The organism is Streptomyces sp. NPDC001880 (assembly GCF_053594575.1).
Genome location: NZ_JBSFET010000009.1, coordinates 146,734 through 165,381, shown reverse-complemented (window position 1 = coordinate 165,381; position 18,648 = coordinate 146,734). Strand labels below are relative to the sequence as shown.

The following is an 18,648-nucleotide window of genomic DNA, read 5'->3' as shown; positions in this document are numbered from 1 at the left end:
TAGCGGCGGCCGCGACGGGGGTCAATGATGTGACGTACTACCCCAATACGGAGCAATGTCCGAAATGATCCGCTCTGGGTTGGTTATGCATCGTTTGGACGGGGTCTGTATCTACTACCCGCCGTAGGATGTGACGTGGCTCCTATGGGTGGCATCACATCCACGAGGCCAATTCGGCCCCCTTTCGAGGCCTTGTGCGAGGTCGCAGCCGGGGGTGCGTGCGGCGATTCGTGAGCCGGAACCTGTGTACAGAGCACCGGAGGCCTCCTCTTGTCGGTGCTAGCAGACGCGCGCTAGCGTGTTGATGTGCCCAAGACTCAGCTGAACGTGAGAGTGGACGAGTCCACCGCCGAGGCCGCGCGGCAGCGCGCGCTGCAAAAGGGGATGAGCGTGAATCGCTACATAGAGGAGCTCGTGCGGCAGGATGCGGGCGAGGTCGGACACACCTTCGTCGAGGCCGCGGCCGACTTCATGAAGCAGTACGAGTCGGTGTTCGCCGAAGAGTTCGGCCCGGAGCGCAAAGGCACGCGTTGAACCTGCAGATCGACCTTTCCTGGCTGCTCATGGTTGCCGAGCACAAGACCCCCGGTGATCCGCAGGTCGTCGACTGGGGCGCGCTCGTGGCCGCGGTGGCCCGTCATGAAGCCGAGATCTTCGGCAGCCCCGTCTACAGCGACCCCCACTCCCGGGCCGCTGCCCTCCTGCAGTTGCTGCTCCACATTCCCGCGCTCGAACACTCCAACGCGATGTTCTCCTCGGCCGTCGCGTACGGATACCTCGTCGCCTCCGGCCTCAAGGTCGTCACCTCGCCCGAGCAGGTGCGCGACCTCGCCAGGCTGGTGAAGGAGGGCAAGGCGGACGTCCGGGCCATCGCCGACGAACTCCGCCAGTGGAGCCTGTGACGGCCCCGGCGCGCGACAGCGGTCCGATGCCTCAGTCCAGCACGGCCGGGCGGCGCGCCACCCCCAGCACGCAGGCCGAGGTGGGCAGCCGCACTCCCCACTCCGGCATCCGTACCCTGCGGTAGGTCTCCACCACGAATCCGGCCCGCTCGATGGCGGTCAGGGTGTCGCGCGAGGTATGGCACCCGCCTGTCACCAGCGGCCAGACCGTTCGGTCCAGCGCCCGCTGCGTCACCGCCATGGCCCGGTCGTCGGCCCGTACATGCTCGAAGAAGCGCAGCTCACCGCCGGGCCGCAGCACCCGCACGAGCTCCGCGAGCGAACGCTCCACATTCCGTACGGTGCACAGCACCAGCGAGGCGACGGCTCCGTCGAACGCCTCGCTCTTCACCGGCAGCGCCTCCGCCGCGCCCGGCACCACATCCACCGGGATTCCCGCCCGCAGCGCCGACCGCACCGCCAACTGCCGCAGGCTGCGCTCGGGTTCGATGGCCACCACCTCCGACACCGCAGGCGGGTAGTGCGCGAAATTCAGGCCGTTGCCGGCACCGATCTCGATGACCCGGCCGGACAGGCCGGCCAGCAGCTCCGAGCGCACCGCGCCCAGTCCCGCCTTGGTCTCCGCGGCCACGCTCAGCCGGGCGTAGAACCGGGCGAAGACGGGGTGGTGCACGGCATCCTCGGGGATTCTCGTGCTCCGCAGACGCATGACAGACCTCCTCGACCGGGCACTCGGGCAGAAAGCACGCTACTTGGATTCTCCCCCGTCCTGAGCGGCTCAGACGCTCAGTCGGCCGGCCGATTCCCGCCCAGCTGCGCCGCGAGCCAACTCCGGGAACGCGCACGGAAGTCGGCGGGCTCCAAGGCCCCCGCACCGGCCGGTACCGCCCCCAGCAGTGGGGCGCCCGCCACCACGGGCAGGTCCGCCAGATTGCAGCGTGCCGCGAGGTCCGGTTCGGCGGGCATGCTGCCCACCACCACACCGAGGCACTCCAGTCCCCGGTTACGCAGCGCCTCCGAGGTCAGCGCGGTGGTGTTGAGCGTGCCCAGACCGGCGGGCGTCACCACCAGCACCGGGGCGGCCAGCAGCCGGGCGGCGTCGGCAAGGGTCGAGCCCTCGTCGTCGAACCGTACGAGCAGCCCGCCCGCACCCTCGACCAGCACCAGATCGTGCTCGGTCGCCAGCTTCTGGGCCGCATCGGCGATCTCGTACGGCCGTACCGGCGGGAGACCGGCCCTGCGGGCCGCGGTGGCGGGTGCCAACGGATCGGGGAACCGGGCCAGTTCGACCGCGGTGACATGGCCACCCGCCAGCCGGGCCGCCTCGGCCGCGTCCCCGGGCTCGCCGGGGGCCAGCCCCGTCTGCGCGGGCTTCAGCACCGCGACACGGCGGTCCGGGCACGCCGCCGCCACCGCCGCCGTCACGACCGTCTTGCCGATCTCCGTGCCCGTCCCCGTCACTACCAGAACCGTCATCTCATCCCTCTCGCGCAGCCGCGCACACGGCGCGGCAGATCCGTGCCACGTCCTCGTCACCCGTCACATAGGGCGGCATCGTGTAGACGAGATCGCGGAACGGCCGCAGCCACACCCCTTCCCGTACCGCGGCCCGGGTCGCGGCCGCCATGTCCACCTCGTGACCGAGCTGTACGACGCCGATCGCACCCAGCACCCGGACATCCCGCACCCCGGGCAGCTCCGACGCCGGGGCGAGCCCCTCCCGCAGTCCGGTGCCGATCCGCTTCACCTCCCGCTCCCAGTCCTGGCCGAGCAGCAGATCGACGGAGGCGCTCGCCACCGCGGCGGCGAGCGGATTGCCCATGAACGTCGGCCCGTGCGCGAGCACCGGCACATCGCCGCGCGAGATGCCCTCCGCCACCCGGGAGGTGCACAGCGTCGCCGCCAACGTCAGATAGCCGCCGGTCAGCGCCTTGCCCACGCACATGACATCGGGCGAGACCCCCGCGTGCCCGGCGGCAAACAGCTTCCCTGTACGACCGAAACCCGTGGCGATCTCGTCGAACACCAGCAGCACATCGTGCTCGTCGCACGCTTCGCGCAGCACCCGCAGATACGCGGGCGAGTGGAACCGCATCCCGCCCGCGCCCTGCACCACCGGCTCCACGATCACCGCGGCCAGCCGGTCGGCATGCTCCGCGATCAGTTCCCGCAGGTGCCGGACGTACGCGGCATCCGGGTCGGCGTCGAATCCGGCCGGGGGCTCGTCCGCGAAGACCTGGCGGGGCAGGACACCCGACCAGAGCTCGTGCATGCCGCCCTCGGGGTCGCACACCGACATCGGCTGCCAGGTGTCGCCGTGATAGCCGCCGCGCCAGGTCAGCAGCCGCTGCTTCGCCGGACGCCCGGCCGAGCGCCAGTACTGCAGACACATCTTCACGGCCACCTCCACGGAGACCGACCCCGAGTCGCAGAGAAAGACATGCCGCAGCGGCTCGGGGGTGATCTCGACCAGCCGGGTGGCCAGCCGCACGGCGGGCTCATGGGTGAGCCCGCCGAACATCACATGGCTCATCCGGCCCAGCTGATCGCGGGCCGCCTTGTTGAGCACCGGATGGTTGTAGCCGTGCACCGCCGACCACCAGGACGACATCCCGTCGACCAATTCCAGCTGCCCGTCGGCCGGTTCCGCCAGCTTCAGCCGCACCCCGGACGCGGACTCCACGACCAGAGGCTCCTGACGCCCCGGCATCGGTCCGTACGGATGCCAGACGTGGGCCCGGTCCAGGGACCGCAGCTCGGCGGGGGAGAGGGCCTCAGGCATTGGGGGCAAGGTCCGTTCCCGCGCCGCGACGGCGGACCGCCACCAGATCCGTACGGGCGGCCGGGACCCCGGAGGCGGTCGCCTCCTCGGACGCCTCACAAGCCGTCGTCTCTCCGGCTACCCCGGGCGCGTCGCCACAGGGTGCGCACCCGTCGTCGTGCGAACCGCAGCCGCCACCTTCCTGGGCACGGTGCGCAGGCAGCGTCGTCGTCCCCGCTCCCTCCACCTCGAAACCGGCGTCCGCGATCATGTCCAGATCCGCCTGCCCCGCCTGTCCCTCACTGGTCAGGTAGTCGCCCAGGAAGATCGAGTTGACCAGGTGCAGGGCCAGCGGCTGCATCGAGCGCAGATGCACCTCACGCCCGCCCGCGAGCCGCACCTCCACATCCGGGCAGACGAATCGGACCATCGCCAGAATGCGCAGACAGCGCTGCGGGGTGAGGTTCCACTCCTTGGCCAGCGGGGTTCCCTCGAACGGGATGAGGAAGTTCACCGGCACCGAGTCCGGGTCCAGTTCGCGCAGCGAGAAGACGACATCGACCAGGTCGGCGTCGCTCTCACCCATTCCGGCGATCAGCCCGGAACACGCCGAGAGCCCGGCGGCCTGCGCCTGGTGCACGGTCTCCACCCGGTCCGCATAGGTGTGGGTGGTGGTGATGTCCCCGTACGTCCCCTCGGACGTGTTGAGGTTGTGGTTGTACGCGTCGGCGCCCGCCGAGCGCAGCCGGTCGGCCTGCCCGTCGGAGAGCAGACCGAGGCAGGCACACACCTCGACGCCCTCGTTCTGTTCCTTGATCGCCTCGATGGTCTCCGACACCCGGTCGACGTCACGGTCCGTCGGACCGCGCCCGCTCGCCACCAGACAGACCCGCTTGGCTCCGCCCGCCACCCCGGCGGCCGCGGCCTTCGACGCCTCGTCCGGTTTCAGCCAGGTGTACTTGAGGATCCCGGCCTTGGAGCCGAGCCGCTGCGAGCAGTACGAGCAGTCCTCGGGGCAGAGACCGGACTTGAGATTGACCAGATAGTTGAGTTTCACGCGCCGGCCGAACCACTGACGGCGCACCTTTCCGGCCGCCGCCACCACTTCGAGCAGATCGTCGTCGGAGGTCGCCAGTACGGCGAGGGCTTCTTCGCGGGTCGGCAGCTCGCGCCGCAGTCCCTTGTCCACCAGCGTGTTCAGGAGGTCCATGGCGAAGATCCTGGCCTACGGCACGGCCCGCAGCCAAGGAGGAACCGGACAACAGGGCCCGGCGAGGGTGTGTGTATTGCCACACCATGACCTGCTGCGCTCACGGTTAGGGTCTGTGAGCTGCCTACAAAAGGGACCGCTCATGTCCTTGGACCCGTTCGACTGGATCGACGAGGAGGCGCGCCGCCGCGCCGACGCCGGACTCGTCCGTACTCTGCGCCCCCGGCCCGCCGCACCCGGACTTCTGGACCTCGCGAGCAACGACTATCTGGGGCTGACCCGGCACCCCGACATCACCGCCGCCGCGGCCGAGGCCGCGCGCGACTGGGGCGCCGGGGCGACCGGATCGCGACTTGTCACCGGCTCCACCGCCCTGCATGCCGAACTCGAGAACGAGCTGGCCGAATTCTGTGGTTTCGAAGCGGCACTGGTGCTGTCGTCCGGCTACGCGGCCAACCTCGCGGCGGTCACGGCGCTCTCCGGCCATGGCTCGCTGATCGTCTCCGACGCGGGCAACCACGCCTCGATCGTGGACGGTTGCCGGCTCTCGCGCGCCGCGACCGCCGTCGTCCCGCACGCCGATCCCGACGCCGTACGCAAGGCTCTGCGGTCGCACGAGGGGCGGACGCTGGCCGTCACCGACTCGGTCTTCTCGGTCGACGGCGACGCGGCGCCACTGCCCCGGCTGGCCGAGGTCTGCCGTACGGAGGGCGCCGCGCTGCTCGTCGACGACGCGCACGGCCTGGGCGTGCTGGGGGAGGGCGGCCGGGGCGCACTCGCCGCCGCCGGTCTGTCGGGCGGCGGAGGAATCGTCACCACCCTCACCCTCTCCAAGTCCCTGGGCAGCCAGGGCGGAGCGGTCCTGGGACCGGCCCGGGTCATCGAGCACCTCGTCAACACGGCCCGTACGTTCATCTTCGACACCGGTCTGGCGCCGGCCGCGGCAGGCGCCGCACTGGCGAGCCTGCGGCTGCTGCGCCGCGAACCGGAGCGGGCCGGCCGGGCCCGCGCGGTCGCCGCCGCGCTGTACGAGCGGCTGACCGCGGCCGGTCTGACCGCCGTGCGGCCCGACGCGGCCGTGGTCTCGGTGCGTGCCCCCTCGGCGGACGCCGCGGTGCGCTGGGCGGCCGACTGCCGCACGGCCGGAATCGCGGTCGGGTGCTTCCGGCCCCCGTCGGTGCCCGACGGGGTGTCCCGCCTGAGGCTGACGGCGCGGGCCGATCTGACCGAGGAACAGATCGCCACCGCCGTGTCGGTCGTGCGGCGGGCCGCTCCCGTCAGCTGACCGGAACCCGGTGCAGACCGGCGACGAAAGAGGTCCAGGCTGCCGCGGAGAACCACAGCGGCGGCCTGGACACATCCTTGGAGTCCCGAACCGCCAGCCGCCCGTCACCGAACGGTGCAGCCTCCACACAGTTGTTCATGCCCGTGCTGCGGCTGCTGCGCCGCCACCGTAAGCCGTGCTGTGCGAGGCAATCCGACATGAGGCCTCCCTCGGGCGCTCCGGGTTCACCGACCGCCGCGGTCGATCGCGGCGATGAGGTCCAACGAGTGCTCCGGCGACAGCGCGTGAGCCTGCATCGTGCGGAAGGCCGAGCTGTACGCCTCAAGGTCTTCTTTCCGCTCCAGATAGAGGCTACTCGTCAAATGGTCGAGAACGACCACGTCCAGATCAGAAGTGCTCGGAAATGAGAAGATAACGAAAGGCCCGGTGAGGCCGGCATAGCCGCCCATCGAGAACGGCAGCAACTGGAGCTGCACATGGGGAAGTTGAGCAACCCGGGTCAGATGGCGAAGCTGCTCCCGCATCACCCGGCATCCCCCGACCTCGCGCCGCAGCACCGCCTCGTCCAGCACTGCACTCAGCCGCAGCGGCGGATCGGTGCGCAGCACCCCCTGCCGGGCCAGCCGCACCTCCACCAGCGAGTCCAGCTGGCCCGCGGGCAGTCCGTCCAGTGATGCCCGGGTCACCGCACGCGCGTAGTCGGCCGTCTGCAGCAGCCCCGGTACCACCGAGGTCTCCAGCGTGCGCGCGGTCCGCGCCTGGGACTCCAGACTGATGAAGTCGCGGTACTGGGGCGGGATCAGACCGCGATAGGCGTGCCACCACCCCGTGCCGCCGCCGCCCGCCGAACCCGCCAGCGTGGCCAGGAGGTCCCGCAACCGGGTGTCGTCGACACCGTACGTGTCCAGCAGCCGGGTCACGTCGGCCGGCCGTACCCCGCTCACCCCGGTCTCGATCCGGCTCACCTTCGACTGGTGCCAGCCGAGTATCCGCGCCGCGTCCCGACTGGTCAGTCCCGAAGCGTGGCGCAGACTCCGGAGCTCCTCCCCGAGCTTGCGGCGTCGAACCGCAGGGCCGTGCTGCATCCGCGGCCTCCCTCCCTCTTCTGTCGAGCGGACAGTGTGCCGCCCGCATACGGTCCTGCGTGGCAGAGTTCACCGCATTGAGCGATAGATATATGCATATCTTGGTGGATTGCCGCCCCAGAGGGCAGCATCGATGGCAATCTGGCGCGAAGCGCAACCCGGACCGACCGCAGGTCTGTCCGGGTGGGAAAGGGACGGCTCGCCATGGCAGACCATCAGGAAGCAAGCGTCACTCTGCCGAGCGAGCCGGTCTCGGTCTCGGCGGCCCGCAAGTACGTGGACCGGGTGCTCGCCGAGTGGGGCCCGGCCGCCGACACCGATCTCGCCGACCGTGTCCGGCTCATCGTCTCGGAGCTCGCGACCAACGCTGTCCAGCACACCTTCGGACAGTCTCCCACCTTCACCGTGGACCTCCGGCTGGAGCGGGAGGAGCAGCTGTGTCTGGGAGTGACGGACAGTCACCCCCGTCGGCCCAGGCGGCTGCCTGTCGCCGTCCAGCAGGACAACGGGCGCGGCATGGTGATCATCCGCATCCTGGCCAAGGAGTGCGGGGGCCGGGTCACGGTCACCCCCACCGCCGACGGCGGCAAGACGGTGTGGATCGCGCTTCCGTGGAGCGTGCCGGTGCAGAGCTGACCGACGCGTTCCGATGACCGCCCACCCGCGCGGTCACCCGGCTCCCGCACCGGGCCCGCCCCCCGAACGGGCTGGACCCAGGCTCCGCCCGGCTGAGCACGGCCGGGGATACGGCCCCGGTCCGCCGGGCGGGCCCCGCCTCAGCGGACCCGGCCGTAGTAGACGCTCTTGGTCCAGATCTTCTCCAGCCGGACCACCGAGCCGGTCCTCGGCGAATGCCAGATCTTGCCCTTACCGGCATAGATGCCCACGTGGTAGATGCTGCGGCCGGAATGGAAGAAGACCAGGTCGCCGCGTTGCCGGTGCGAGGCCGAGACGTGGCGGGTCCTGTTGTACTGCTGCTGGGTGGTGCGGGGAAGCTTCTTGCCCGCTTTCTTGAACGAGTAGAGCGTCAGCCCCGAGCAGTCGAAGCGGTTGGGGCCGGTGGCCCCCCATCTGTACGGCGATCCCTTCTTCGACGCCGCGATGTTGAGCGCCTTCGTCGACAGAGTCGCGGCCTGGGCGTCTGTGGCGGCGCCCGGGGCGAACATGGTGGTGCCGACAGCGGCGAGAGTCAGAACCGAGGCCGTGCCGGCCCGGACGAGCAGAGACGGGACATGAACCTGCGCATTCATGCGCAACCCTTCGTCAGCCGCCTGTGAAGGATGACCTGTCGGGTTCGGGCTAACGAAGGTGCCCGGCCGCTTGCGGCGGCTTCACCCCGAGGGTCGACCGGTGCTCAGGCCGACCCGTTGTGCTCGGGTCCTCCACTCCTGCCGATCCACTTTTGTCGACCAGTCATCCGGGCGGCGGCAGGACTCGGCGTCCGCCCGGACCGCCCCGCCGCGGTGGCGGGGGCTTGTCGTCCCAGGGATCTTGACTCACCGGCTGCTGGATTTCCGAGCTGAAAAAGGGATATGTGAGGCTCCTCACGACTGATCCGTTCGGGTGGACGTGGTGCTTTCCGGGGCCCCCGCAGCGAATCCGACCGGCGTCGTACCAGGGATGGAAGGGGGGATTCCGATCACAGCCGACTCGGGGAACGCAAGTTGAACAGTCCCTCGTCCGGGGGGATTCCTACGCCGAACGAGCGAGGAATCTCGATCGGCCCGCCGGGCGTGTCGGGTAGGAGAGCTGGGTGACGGAGACCGGCCGGTGGGGGCCGGGGCAGGGGGAGTTGGCCCGGCCCCGCCGTACGCACGGAGAGCAGAGGTCGATCAACTCGCGGGAGCGGGGGGTACGGTGACGCGCCCGGCCCGCCGTTCCCCGTCCAGTACGCGCAGCGCCCGGGCGAGCGTCGTGGCGTGGATCCGCGCCTCCCCGCGCTCGTGCATCGTCGCGAGGGCGTCCCGCAGCGCGCCCGCGTGCGATACCAGCGCCTGCGCGGCGCGCAGCGCGCCGTAGGTGTCGGTGCCACGGGCCGGGTTGATCCGGCCGACCTGATCGAGGACTTCGAGGTATCGGTCGATGAACTCCCCCTCGGCGCACGTCAGTGCGGGAAGGGGCGGGAACTCCGGTGGTCGCATCGGGGGTTCACCTCGCGCTGTGCGGTCGGAGTGAGGACTTCCGGTTCTCCAGGACGTGGTCCACCAGCCCGTACGCCTTGGCGCCCGCCGCGTCGAGAACGAGGTCGCGTTCGATGTCGTGGGTGATCTGCCCGGCGTCGCGGCCCGTGTGACGGGCCATCAGGGTGATGAGCATCGTGCGGACTCGTTCCACTTCCCGGGCCTCGATCTCCAGGTCGGACGGCTGTCCCCGCATCGGTTCGGTGAGCTCGGGCTGCCGTACGACGACCCTCGCACCGGGCAGCGCGTGCCGACGGCCGGGGGAGCCCGCGGCGAGCAGCGCGGAGGCGCAGGAACCGGCCTGGCCGAGGCAGTAGGTCTCCACCTGGCAGGTGAGGAACTGCATCGTGTCGTAGATCGCGGACATGGCCCCGAACGAGCCGCCGGGGGAGTTGATGTAGAGCGAGACGGGGCGGTCCGGGGCGTCGTGCTCCAGGTACATCAACTGTGCGATCAGATCGCCGGCCGCGGCGTCGTCGACCGGGGTGCCGAGGAAGACGATCCGTTCGGACAGCAGCTTGGAGTACGGGTCGAGGGTGCGGGTCCCGTTGGTCGTGCGCTCGGTGAACTCGGGCAGTACATGACGGGCGGCGGGACGGAACAGCATGGCGATTCCTCTCCTTCGGGGCTGCACGGGGTCTGCGCGGCCTCAGTGCGGCAGCCGCGCAGACGTCTGTTAGAAATGTACAGAACGTACAGAAGCTTGGGGTGGAACGTGATCCTGGTGATCCAATGAAAGTCCCAGGTCAGAGGCTGTTCTGGCTGTTCTGGCTGTTCGCTGAGGGCGGATATCTCGCAGTGTCTAGACGCCTTGATCATCAGACTGCTTCGCCCTCGCTGAAACCGAGTAGAGAAGTGAGGTGGTCCGAGGCGGCGCGGAGGTCCTCGGGGCTCGGGTGGACGTACACCCGCTTACGACTCGGTACGCTGATGGATGATCAGCAGGCGGCCTTCCGGGCGAGCACGAGTTCGGGCCCGGTCGCCGTCGTTCCGCTGGGGCCTCGTCGCGTGAGACTCCTTGCCTCAATTCCTCGGTTGCGACGCGTGGTCGGGGACGTAGGTCCGGAGGCCTCTCGGCGGTCGCCGGTACCCGGTGGCCGGAGGACGCGGGGGCAGTTCGATCACCGGCGGGTCGACCGTCTCGTACGGCACGGTCGACAGCAGGTCGGCGATCATGTTCAGCCGGGGCCCTGCGCTTGTCGTCGCTTTCGACGACCCGCTGACGGATGGGATCGTGCAGCCCGCGCCGGAGTACATGTCGCACGCAGCCAGTTCGCGCCTATCCGCTGCCGGCGGAACCCACGTGCAGCGAGATATCCTTCGCGATCCGTTCGGTGAGCGGCTTCACGATGGCTGCGACGGGTGCTGACAGTCCGGTGCCCAGGCTGCTGTTGGCTCCCTCGATGGCGTAGACGACCAGCTGTCCGGGCAGGCGGTCCAGTTGGCGGGCGAGTTCGATGGCGTTGCCGAGCCCGAGCCCGTGGGAACTCGTCGCAGTGCCTGTCTGCGACAGCTGCCCGTCATCCACTTTCAGGCGATGCAGCCGCCCGGGATGCCCGGGGTGTGCGTATGCGGCGTCCACCACGATGGCGAGGTCGGCGTCTTCCCACAGGGTGATCAGACGGGCGGGGTCGCCGTCGCATACCAGAAGGGCGGTTCCACTCGGCAGTGGCCGTTCCTCGGCCCGTTCTGCCAGCTGGGCCACGACGGCCCAGCCCACACCGTCGTCGTGGCGGAACTCGTTTCCGACGCCGATGACGGCGATCCGCGTAGTGAGGTTCACTCGTTTACCCCTTCCCGCCGCACAGGCCCGCCAGTTGTACCGAGTCCGCTCGGGGTCCGTACGGGGTGACGTAGACAGCCACCTGGACCACGCAGGGGCCGGGCGGCCCATGCCGGACAGCAGGTCCGTGCACATACTGGCCGGGCAAGCATCATCGGCGGCGTCGGAAGGTTGGCGATGGCGGACGACGGCGGCATGGCCGCGGTGATCGGCAAGGACGGTCTGGAGGCGCTGATCACGGTCCTGGCCGGGCGCGGCCGTACGGTCGTGGGACCGACCGTACGCGACGGGGCGATCGTCCTGTCCGAGATCTCCAGCGGTGCGGAACTCCCCTACGGCTGGGGAGTCGAGCTGGAGGCGGGCAACTATCGGCTTCGTGCCCGCGAGGACGGTGCCGTGTTCGCGCACAGTGCGGGCCCTCAGTCCTGGAAGACGTTTCTGCACCCGCCGCGGGAACGGCAGTGGACAGCCGATCGCGGTGCCGACGGCGAACTGATGGTGACCGAGGACCGGACATCACCGCCGTCGTACGCGTTCCTCGGTGTGCGCCCCTGCGACCTGCGGGCCATTGCGATCCAGGACCGGGTGCTGACCGGCGGGACGTACAGCGACCCGGCGTATCGCGGGCGTCGCGAGCGGGCCTTCTTGGTGGCGGCGGAGTGCACCGAGCCGGGCGCGACCTGCTTCTGCGTGTCCATGGGCACCGGGCCGGCCGTGGGGCCCGGCTACGACCTGGCGCTGACCGAGGTGCTCGATTCCGACGGCCACCGCTTCCTGGTGCGGAGCGGGAGCAAGGAGGGGGAGTCGGTCCTGGCCGAGCTGCCCCACCGCCCCGCCGACGCCGCGACTCGGACCGAGGCAAGTGAGCGTGTCGCCGACGCGGCGGATCGCATGGGTCGCAGCATGCCGCTGGTGGACCTGCAGGTGCTGATGCGCGAGACGCTCACGGCCGAGCGCTGGGATGACGTCGCGGCTCGCTGCCTGACCTGCGGAAACTGCACCATGGTCTGCCCAACGTGCTTCTGCACCACCACCGAGGACGTCACGGACCTCACCGGAGACCACGCCGAGCGGTGGCGGCGCTGGGAGTCCTGCTTCGACCTGGATTTCTCCCACCTGCAGGCGGGTCCGGTCCGCAACTCCTCGCGTAGTCGCTACCGGCAGTGGGCCACCCACAAACTCGGAACCTGGTATGACCAGTTCGACAGTTCCGGGTGCGTCGGCTGCGGGCGCTGCATCGTGTGGTGCCCGGTCGGTATCGACATCACCGAGGAGGCCCATGCGCTGAACCTGGAACGGGCGGCCCCCCAGCAGGTGCCGGGGCAGGGCCCGTCATGACCGTTGTTCGCCACGGGTTTCTCGGCGCTCTCCCGCCCGGCCACCGCGATCGGCTGGCCACGTTCGCCCACGACGTCTCCTTCCCCGGTGGCACCCGCATTTTCGACGAGGACGGTGTCGCCGACCGGTTCTGGATCATCCGTTCCGGGCTCGTCGCGCTCGACGTGCACGTTCCGGGCCGACGCGAGGCAGTCCTGGAGACCCTTGGTGAAGGCGATCTGCTGGGCTGGTCCTGGTTGTTCGAGCCGTACCGCTGGCACCTGGGCGCGCAGGCCCGCAGCTCCGTGTCGGCGTTCGAATTCGACGCGGAGCGGGTCCGAGCCGAGTGCGAGAAGGATCCGTCGTTCGGCTTGGCGTTGACCAACTGCGTTGCGCAAGTGATTGCACGACGGCTGAAGGCCACCCGAATCCGTCTGCTCGATCTGTACGGCCCCTCCGACACCGGTGAGTCGTGATGACGGCAGCCGCACCATTGACTGCCCGGCCGGGGACTGTTCCTATTCCGTACCGGGTGGTGGAACGCGAGGCCGAGACGCCCGACACCGCCACGATCGTCCTGGAGCCGGTCCGTTCGGCCCTGCGGCCCTTCGCTCCTGGACAGTTCGCGATGGTGTACGCCTTCGGCGTCGGCGACATCCCGTTGTCGGTCTCCGGGATCGACGGGCGCCTGCTGACGCACACCGTCCGCTCGGTCGGAGCGGTATCCGGTGTGCTGAACGGGCTGCGGCGCGGTGACACGGTCGGGGTGCGCGGTCCGTTCGGCACCGGCTGGGAACTCCCCGCCGCAGCGGGAAACGACCTGCTCGTCGTGGCCGGAGGCATCGGTCTGGCACCGCTGCGCCCGCTCGTACGCGACGCGCTCGCCGCACCAGAGCGTTACGGACGGCTGAACGTTCTCATCGGAGCGCGCACACCCCATGAGCTGCTGTACACCGAGGATGTTCGAGGCTGGCAGTCGGCTGCCAGGATCTTGACCACGGTGGACCGCGCGGACCCGCCGTGGCAGGGCGCGGTCGGCGTCGTCACGACCCTGCTCGACCGGGCCGCTTTTGTCCCCCGGGCATCGGCGGCGTTCATCTGCGGCCCCGAGCCGATGATTCGGGCCGCCGCCGGCGAACTGGTGCACCGCGGTGTCGATCCGGAGCAGATCCGGGTCTCGCTGGAACGCAATGTGCACTGTGCCACCGGCCACTGCGGGCACTGCCAGCTCGGCCCACTCCTGCTCTGCCGCGACGGCCCCGTCATCAGCTGGACCCAGGCCCAACCCCTGCTTATGGTGAGGGAGCTGTGACATGACCGCGAGCGATCGCCCGAAACTCGCCGTCTGGAAGTTCGCCTCCTGCGACGGATGCCAGCTCACGCTGTTGGACTGCGAGGACGAACTCCTCGGCATCGCCGAGAGAGTGGAGATCTCACACTTCCTGGAGGCTTCCAGTGCCGACGCACCGGGGCCGTACGACCTGTCGCTGGTCGAGGGATCGGTGACCACCCAGCAGGACGTCGACCGAATCCAGCACATCCGGGCCGTCTCCAAGCGGTTGGTGACCATCGGGGCGTGCGCGACCGCAGGCGGTATCCAGGCCCTGCGCAATTACGCGGACGTCGCCGACTTCCAAGCTGCCGTCTATGCCAGACCGGATTACATCGAGACGCTGGCCACCTCCACACCCATCAGCGCCCATGTCCCGGTGGACTTCGAGCTGCGCGGCTGCCCCATCGACCGAGTCCAACTGGTGGAGGTCATCACCGCCCACCTGGCCGGACGCAAACCCGACGTACCCGCGCACAGCGTCTGCTTCGAGTGCAAGCAGCGCGGCACGGTATGCGTGACGGTAGCCCACGGTACGCCCTGCCTGGGGCCGGTCACCCACGCCGGATGCGGTGCGCTCTGCCCCGTGTACGGACGCGGCTGTTACGGCTGCTTCGGTCCGTCCAACTCGACCAACTTCCCGTCGTTCATCCCCCTCCTGCGTCGCGATGGCATGGACACTCTCGATGTGGTGCGGGTGCTGCGGACCTTCAATACCGCCGCTCCCGAGTTCGATGCTGCCTCCCGGAAGGAACTGGAAGGGTGTCCCAGCGCCGCTCAAGGCTGTTGAAAGTCGGATCGCTCGCCCGCGTCGAGGGCGAAGGTGCACTGCATCTGCGCATGGACGGCGGCAAGGTCACCGAGGCACGGCTGGCGATCTACGAACCACCACGCTTCTTCGAGGCATTCCTGCGCGGACGCTCCTACACCGAGCCGCCCGACATCACTTCCCGGGTGTGCGGGATCTGCCCGGTCGCGTACCAGATGAGCGCCTGCCGGGCGATCGAGGACGCCTGCGGCGTCGTCGTGGACGGGCCGTTGGCGGCGCTGCGCCGGCTGCTCTACTGCGGTGAATGGATCGAGAGCCAGACGCTGCACATCTACCTCCTCCACGCGCCCGACTTCTTCGGCTGTGACAGCGCGATCGACCTCGCACGCACCCGGCGCGCCGATATTGAACGCGGCCTGCGGCTCAAACAAGCCGGCAACGCGATCCTCGAACTGCTGGGTGGCCGGGCGATCCACCCGATCAATGTCCGCCTCGGTGGCTTCCACCGCATCCCGACCACGAACGAACTGCGCCCGCTGGCAGAGCGGTTGCGCCGGGCCCGCGACGACGCGGCCCAAACCGTGCGTTGGGTCGCCGGCTTCGAGTTCCCCGACGCCGGATGCGACAACGACCTGTTCGCCCTGTCCGAGCCCGGAGCCTACGCCATCGAAACCGGCACCCCGACCGTCATGGCCGCGCCACACACCGCCGGCCTTCCCCCCGAATCCGACCGTGCGCTGCCCACCCGTACCTTCGGGGCCCACGATTTCGGCGCCCACGTGACCGAGCGCCAGGTACCCCACTCCACCGCCCTCCACTCCCTGCTGGACAACCGCCGCCATCTCACCGGCTCACTCGCCCGGTACGCCATCAGCGGCCGCTGGCTGTCCCCGATTGCCCTCCAGGCCGCCCACGACGCCGGACTCGGCGACCCCCGGCAGGGCACCGTCTGTCGAAACCCCTTCCGCAGCATCATCGTCCGAGCGGTTGAGGTGCTCTACGCGGTCGACGAGGCACTGCGGATCATCGACGCCTACGAAGCCCCGCCGCGCCCCTACGTCGACGTGCCCTCACGAGCCGGTACCGGGCACGGGGCGACTGAAGCGCCGCGCGGTCTCCTGTACCACCGCTACACCCTCGGCTCCGATGGGACCGTCACCGACGCCAGCCTTGTTCCGCCGACCGCGCAGAACCTGGGTGCGATCGAGGAGGACCTCCGCCGCGTCGTGCAGGAACGCCTGGGAGACGGAGACCCCACCGACGCGGAGCTGACCGCTCTGTGCGAACGGGCTGTCCGTAATTACGACCCGTGCATCTCATGCTCGGCCCACTTTCTCAACCTCAGCGTCGAGCGAACCTGAAGGCCGACGAAGGAGGTGTGTGAATCGATGAGCCACCTCACCGTTCCGGCGTCGGCCGCCGCGCCGACGTAGTTTGTTGCGGCTGTACTGCAACAGCAATGGCGGATCTCTTCCTGCCCACCAGGCGGGGTGGCTGCTCTTGACGCTCGTTCAACCGGGCGCGGCCAAGTCACCCGACGCGGAGTCGGTTCTTCCGGCGCGGAGGCGACGTAGACGACTCCTGACCAGGTGCTGACGTAGGTGAAGCCAGCAACCCAACACCGGTTGGGCGCCGGCGCGACGAACTTGCGGTCCAGCAGGTCCGGCGCCCGCTCGACGGAACTGTCCGGGATCGTGGTGATGACCTTCTTTCCGCGGACGGCGCCGGTGATGCCGAGCTCCCTCATCAGGCGTTCGACGGTGCACCGGGCTCCTGCGTGGCCCCGACGGTGCAGCTCACGCCAGATCTTCCTGGCACCGTAGACACGGAAGTTGGCCGCGTGGACCTCACGGATCAGCTCCTTGAGGGAGGCATCCCGTACCTGCCTGGCCGAGGGTTCGGCGGCGCGTTTCTTCGCCACGTAGTAGGTGGAGGGGGAGATCTTGCAGTCGTGCTCGGTCAGCACGCGGCAGATCGACTCGACACCGCCGAAGCGGACCCGGTGCTCGTCGATGAACGCTACGAGCGTGTGTGTGGCCGGTCGAGCTCGGCCGCGAGGAAAGACGCTGCGGAGCACAGCTCGCCGACGACGACGTTGACGTTCTCTTCCAGCGCGCATACCAGGTCGCGCGTGGCCATCTCCTTGCGCGGTGTCCCGGACACGACCCGGTATGCGCGGCGTAGCAGCAGCGGAGCGTGCTCGCCTGCGGCCAGGGTCGGGCTGTGCGCTGCCTGAGGGCTGTGCAGGCGACAGCCAGGGCCGGGGCCTGCGGGGACGGGAAGGCGGTGGTTTCGTCGTAGGGAACGTTGTTGGTGAGGCAGCCGAGGAGTCGGTTGAGGAGGTTGCGTGGGGCTGTGGTGTGCCGTTCTCCGGCTTCGTGCCGGCGGTCGTAGTGGGCTCTCACGCCGAGTGGGAGGAGGGCGGAGAAGGCCCAGAGGCGGCCAGCTGTGGCGAGACGCTGGTTCTTGACCCGGCGGGCCATGGCAGCGAGGCTTCTGCCGGATGCACGGTGCTCTGCCATAGGCCATGGGCGTGTCGCATGCGTCGCGCACGTGCTGAGTGGTCCCGCTTGAGGTCCTCAGGCGCGCTGCCCGGCGCGCAGGGGCCGCAGCGTGAGCGTGCCGTCGGGTCCGCCGTCGATACGGGTGCCGAACTCCCGGCTGTGCCTGTCGAGGACGGCGCGCAGCCACTCGGTGTCCTCGGGTGAGGCGTGTTCCAGCCGCATCCTGCGTGCCTGCAGGGGCACCATCCGCACTTCAACCAGTCGGCCGGTGTCCGCCTCCACCGAGACCAGGTACAGCACCCGTAGGTCGTCCCGGTAGCTTTCGTAGCCGCCGATGCCCTCATAGTCGTCGACGAGGTCGCCGCAGCCGTACAGGACGAACCTGTTCCGGTACACCTCCAGCGGGCGCGGGTGGTGCGAGGAATGTCCGTGCACGACGTCCACGCCTGCGTCGACGAGCGCGTGGGCGAAGCGGACCTCGGCGCGGGAGATGCCGTAGCCCCAGTTGGAGCCCCAGTGGACCGAGACGACCGCGATGTCTCCCTGTTGTCTGACCTGCCGAAGCCGGTCGGCGAACGCGGACGCGGCGGCCGCCGAAGGCTTCGCGAGCACGTCGACACCGACCCCCTGGGCAGTGGCGGCCCAGTCCTTCGGGATCCCGCTGGACGGCATCCCGAAGGAGAAGACCAGCACCCGCCCACCGGCGCCCAGGGGCACGATCGCCGGCTGTCTCGCCCGCACCTCGTCCCGGCCCGCCCCCGCCGTCCGCAGCCCCGCATCCGCCAGGGCGTCGAGCGTCTCGTGGAGGCCGCGTGGGCCGAAGTCGAGCGCATGGTTGTTGGCCAGCACGCAGACGTCCGGCCGGGCCGCGGCCAGGCACGGCAGGTTGGCCGGGCTCATCCGGTAGTGGACATCCTTGCCGGGCGCGAAGTCCCCGTCACTCGTGACGGCAGTCTCCAGATTGACCACCCGCACGTCCGGCGCGGCGTCATCCATGACCTGCAGCGCCACGCCCCACGGCCAGCGGAAGCCGACCGGCCGGGGGATCGGCCCGCTCGCAGCCTCCGCCAGGTCGACGTAGGCACGGGCGTCGCGGATGTACGCCTCCCGCAGCGCCGGGTCACCGGGGTGCGGGAGGATCTGATCAACACCCCGTCCGAGCATCACGTCCCCGCCGAGGAACAGGGTGACCACACCCTCATACACCCTCCCACGCTAAAGCCGTCGCGGGCGATGCGCGAAGGATCCGCGCGACGGGGCGCCATGCGGCTGTGCGAGTGCGGTGTGCAGGAGTCATGTGGTCGGTGAACCGGCTCCTCGGCGGCCCACGGGACGGCGGCAGCTCTTGTACCGGCACCGAAGCACCCGATGGCGAGCCCCTCGGTCTCGGCCTGTGCCCGCAGCCGGCCGGGGACGCCGGCAGCCGCGTCGGCTGCCGCCCTTGACAGGGCGGCAGCAAGGACGAAGCCCGCCTGCGCGGCGTCACCGCCGTGCTCGGCCCGCAGCGCGTGAACGGGTGTAA

General features: G+C 69.7%; 22 protein-coding genes, 2 pseudogenes and 1 riboswitch. Of the genes and pseudogenes, 9 read left to right on the top strand and 15 right to left on the bottom strand.

All coding sequences use genetic code 11. The features are described from left to right. Window positions 1–306: 306 nt before the first annotated feature. Together ACWCQ6_RS08560 and ACWCQ6_RS08555 are read left to right on the top strand one after the other, a co-directional pair. Window positions 307–534: an antitoxin gene (locus tag ACWCQ6_RS08560; protein ID WP_451086790.1), complete on the top strand. Its 228-nt coding sequence runs from the start codon at window positions 307–309 to the stop codon at window positions 532–534. Beyond that, entirely contained in the window at window positions 531–902 is a 372-nt protein-coding gene (locus tag ACWCQ6_RS08555; protein WP_451086788.1) for a fic family toxin-antitoxin system, toxin component, read from the top strand. Before ACWCQ6_RS08560 ends, ACWCQ6_RS08555 begins: the two co-directional genes overlap by 4 nt. A gap of 31 nt (window positions 903–933) precedes the next feature. Here the strand turns inward: ACWCQ6_RS08555 and ACWCQ6_RS08550 are convergent, their stop codons facing one another. The 4 genes from ACWCQ6_RS08550 to bioB form a co-directional block, all read right to left on the bottom strand. Then, complete coding sequence (locus tag ACWCQ6_RS08550; RefSeq protein WP_451086786.1) at window positions 934–1,611, bottom strand: class I SAM-dependent methyltransferase; 678 nt, start codon at window positions 1,609–1,611, stop codon at window positions 934–936. A gap of 77 nt (window positions 1,612–1,688) precedes the next feature. Further along, entirely contained in the window at window positions 1,689–2,378 is a 690-nt protein-coding gene (gene bioD, locus ACWCQ6_RS08545; protein WP_451086784.1) for a dethiobiotin synthase, read from the bottom strand. A 1-nt stretch (window position 2,379) separates the two neighbouring features. Further along, the gene (locus tag ACWCQ6_RS08540) at window positions 2,380–3,684 is read right to left on the bottom strand and encodes an adenosylmethionine--8-amino-7-oxononanoate transaminase (RefSeq protein WP_451086782.1); all 1,305 of its coding nucleotides are present in this window, start codon (window positions 3,682–3,684) and stop codon (window positions 2,380–2,382) included. Continuing rightward, window positions 3,677–4,873, bottom strand: coding sequence for a biotin synthase BioB (bioB, locus tag ACWCQ6_RS08535; RefSeq protein WP_451086780.1), 1,197 nt, complete (start codon window positions 4,871–4,873; stop codon window positions 3,677–3,679). The genes ACWCQ6_RS08540 and bioB overlap by 8 nt, the downstream gene beginning before the upstream one ends. 142 nt (window positions 4,874–5,015) lie before the next feature. Between bioB and ACWCQ6_RS08530 the strand changes: the two genes are divergently transcribed. Continuing rightward, the gene (locus tag ACWCQ6_RS08530; RefSeq protein ID WP_451086778.1) at window positions 5,016–6,158 is read left to right on the top strand and encodes an 8-amino-7-oxononanoate synthase; all 1,143 of its coding nucleotides are present in this window, start codon (window positions 5,016–5,018) and stop codon (window positions 6,156–6,158) included. Here ACWCQ6_RS08530 and ACWCQ6_RS08525 read toward each other — a convergent pair. After that, entirely contained in the window at window positions 6,151–6,357 is a 207-nt protein-coding gene (locus tag ACWCQ6_RS08525; protein ID WP_072486281.1) for a DUF397 domain-containing protein, read from the bottom strand. The genes ACWCQ6_RS08530 and ACWCQ6_RS08525 overlap by 8 nt on opposite strands. A gap of 25 nt (window positions 6,358–6,382) precedes the next feature. Further along, window positions 6,383–7,243 (bottom strand): helix-turn-helix domain-containing protein, encoded by an 861-nt coding sequence (locus tag ACWCQ6_RS08520; RefSeq protein WP_451086776.1) that lies wholly within the window; start codon window positions 7,241–7,243, stop codon window positions 6,383–6,385. A gap of 204 nt (window positions 7,244–7,447) precedes the next feature. Here ACWCQ6_RS08520 and ACWCQ6_RS08515 point away from each other — a divergent pair, with 204 nt between their 5' ends. Then, window positions 7,448–7,879, top strand: a complete 432-nt coding sequence (locus tag ACWCQ6_RS08515; protein ID WP_451086774.1) for an ATP-binding protein — start codon at window positions 7,448–7,450, stop codon at window positions 7,877–7,879. A 140-nt stretch (window positions 7,880–8,019) separates the two neighbouring features. On the opposite strand, the gene ACWCQ6_RS08510 is transcribed toward ACWCQ6_RS08515, so the two are convergent. The 5 genes and pseudogenes from ACWCQ6_RS08510 to ACWCQ6_RS08490 all read right to left on the bottom strand — a co-directional run bounded on the left by ACWCQ6_RS08510 (window position 8,020) and on the right by ACWCQ6_RS08490 (window position 11,206). Beyond that, window positions 8,020–8,493, bottom strand: a complete 474-nt coding sequence (locus tag ACWCQ6_RS08510) for a C40 family peptidase (protein WP_451086772.1) — start codon at window positions 8,491–8,493, stop codon at window positions 8,020–8,022. Between the two features lie 3 nt (window positions 8,494–8,496). Continuing rightward, window positions 8,497–8,661, bottom strand: a riboswitch (cyclic di-AMP (ydaO/yuaA leader). Between the two features lie 414 nt (window positions 8,662–9,075). Further along, the gene (locus ACWCQ6_RS08505; protein ID WP_451086770.1) at window positions 9,076–9,384 is read right to left on the bottom strand and encodes a hypothetical protein; all 309 of its coding nucleotides are present in this window, start codon (window positions 9,382–9,384) and stop codon (window positions 9,076–9,078) included. A gap of 7 nt (window positions 9,385–9,391) precedes the next feature. Further along, window positions 9,392–10,027, bottom strand: coding sequence for an ATP-dependent Clp protease proteolytic subunit (locus ACWCQ6_RS08500; RefSeq protein ID WP_451086806.1), 636 nt, complete (start codon window positions 10,025–10,027; stop codon window positions 9,392–9,394). 419 nt (window positions 10,028–10,446) lie between these two features. Continuing rightward, window positions 10,447–10,639, bottom strand: a pseudogene (locus tag ACWCQ6_RS08495) (polyphosphate kinase 2); the annotation flags it as partial. Window positions 10,640–10,702: 63 nt separating this feature from the next. Next, window positions 10,703–11,206 (bottom strand): hydrogenase maturation protease, encoded by a 504-nt coding sequence (locus ACWCQ6_RS08490; RefSeq protein WP_451086768.1) that lies wholly within the window; start codon window positions 11,204–11,206, stop codon window positions 10,703–10,705. A gap of 177 nt (window positions 11,207–11,383) precedes the next feature. On the opposite strand from ACWCQ6_RS08490, the gene ACWCQ6_RS08485 reads away from it, so the two are divergent. Genes ACWCQ6_RS08485 through ACWCQ6_RS08465 form a run of 5 tightly spaced genes read left to right on the top strand, consistent with a single transcriptional unit; the run spans window position 11,384 to window position 15,983 of the window. Continuing rightward, on the top strand, window positions 11,384–12,544 hold the full coding sequence (locus ACWCQ6_RS08485) for a 4Fe-4S dicluster domain-containing protein (protein WP_451086766.1): 1,161 nt from the start codon (window positions 11,384–11,386) through the stop codon (window positions 12,542–12,544). Next, window positions 12,541–12,999, top strand: coding sequence for a Crp/Fnr family transcriptional regulator (locus tag ACWCQ6_RS08480; RefSeq protein WP_451086764.1), 459 nt, complete (start codon window positions 12,541–12,543; stop codon window positions 12,997–12,999). The genes ACWCQ6_RS08485 and ACWCQ6_RS08480 overlap by 4 nt, the downstream gene beginning before the upstream one ends. Beyond that, entirely contained in the window at window positions 12,999–13,835 is an 837-nt protein-coding gene (locus tag ACWCQ6_RS08475) for an FAD/NAD(P)-binding protein (RefSeq protein ID WP_451086762.1), read from the top strand. Before ACWCQ6_RS08480 ends, ACWCQ6_RS08475 begins: the two co-directional genes overlap by 1 nt. A 1-nt stretch (window position 13,836) precedes the next feature. Next, window positions 13,837–14,643 carry an NADH-quinone oxidoreductase subunit B family protein gene (locus tag ACWCQ6_RS08470; RefSeq protein ID WP_451086760.1) on the top strand — a complete coding sequence of 269 codons (807 nt, stop codon included), beginning with the start codon at window positions 13,837–13,839 and terminating at the stop codon, window positions 14,641–14,643. Further along, the gene (locus tag ACWCQ6_RS08465; protein ID WP_451086758.1) at window positions 14,616–15,983 is read left to right on the top strand and encodes a Ni/Fe hydrogenase subunit alpha; all 1,368 of its coding nucleotides are present in this window, start codon (window positions 14,616–14,618) and stop codon (window positions 15,981–15,983) included. The genes ACWCQ6_RS08470 and ACWCQ6_RS08465 overlap by 28 nt, the downstream gene beginning before the upstream one ends. Here the strand turns inward: ACWCQ6_RS08465 and ACWCQ6_RS08460 are convergent. From ACWCQ6_RS08460 to ACWCQ6_RS08445, 4 genes and pseudogenes are all read right to left on the bottom strand, one after another. Next, entirely contained in the window at window positions 15,923–16,588 is a 666-nt protein-coding gene (locus ACWCQ6_RS08460; protein ID WP_451086756.1) for an IS3 family transposase, read from the bottom strand. The genes ACWCQ6_RS08465 and ACWCQ6_RS08460 overlap by 61 nt on opposite strands. A 53-nt stretch (window positions 16,589–16,641) precedes the next feature. Next, window positions 16,642–16,785 carry a hypothetical protein gene (locus ACWCQ6_RS08455; protein ID WP_451086810.1) on the bottom strand — a complete coding sequence of 48 codons (144 nt, stop codon included), beginning with the start codon at window positions 16,783–16,785 and terminating at the stop codon, window positions 16,642–16,644. 110 nt (window positions 16,786–16,895) lie between these two features. Beyond that, window positions 16,896–17,132, bottom strand: a pseudogene (locus ACWCQ6_RS08450) (IS110 family transposase); the annotation flags it as partial. Between the two features lie 69 nt (window positions 17,133–17,201). Then, a complete protein-coding gene (locus tag ACWCQ6_RS08445; protein WP_451086754.1) occupies window positions 17,202–18,332 on the bottom strand; it encodes a CapA family protein in 1,131 nt (376 codons plus the stop codon). Window positions 18,333–18,648 lie beyond the last annotated feature (316 nt).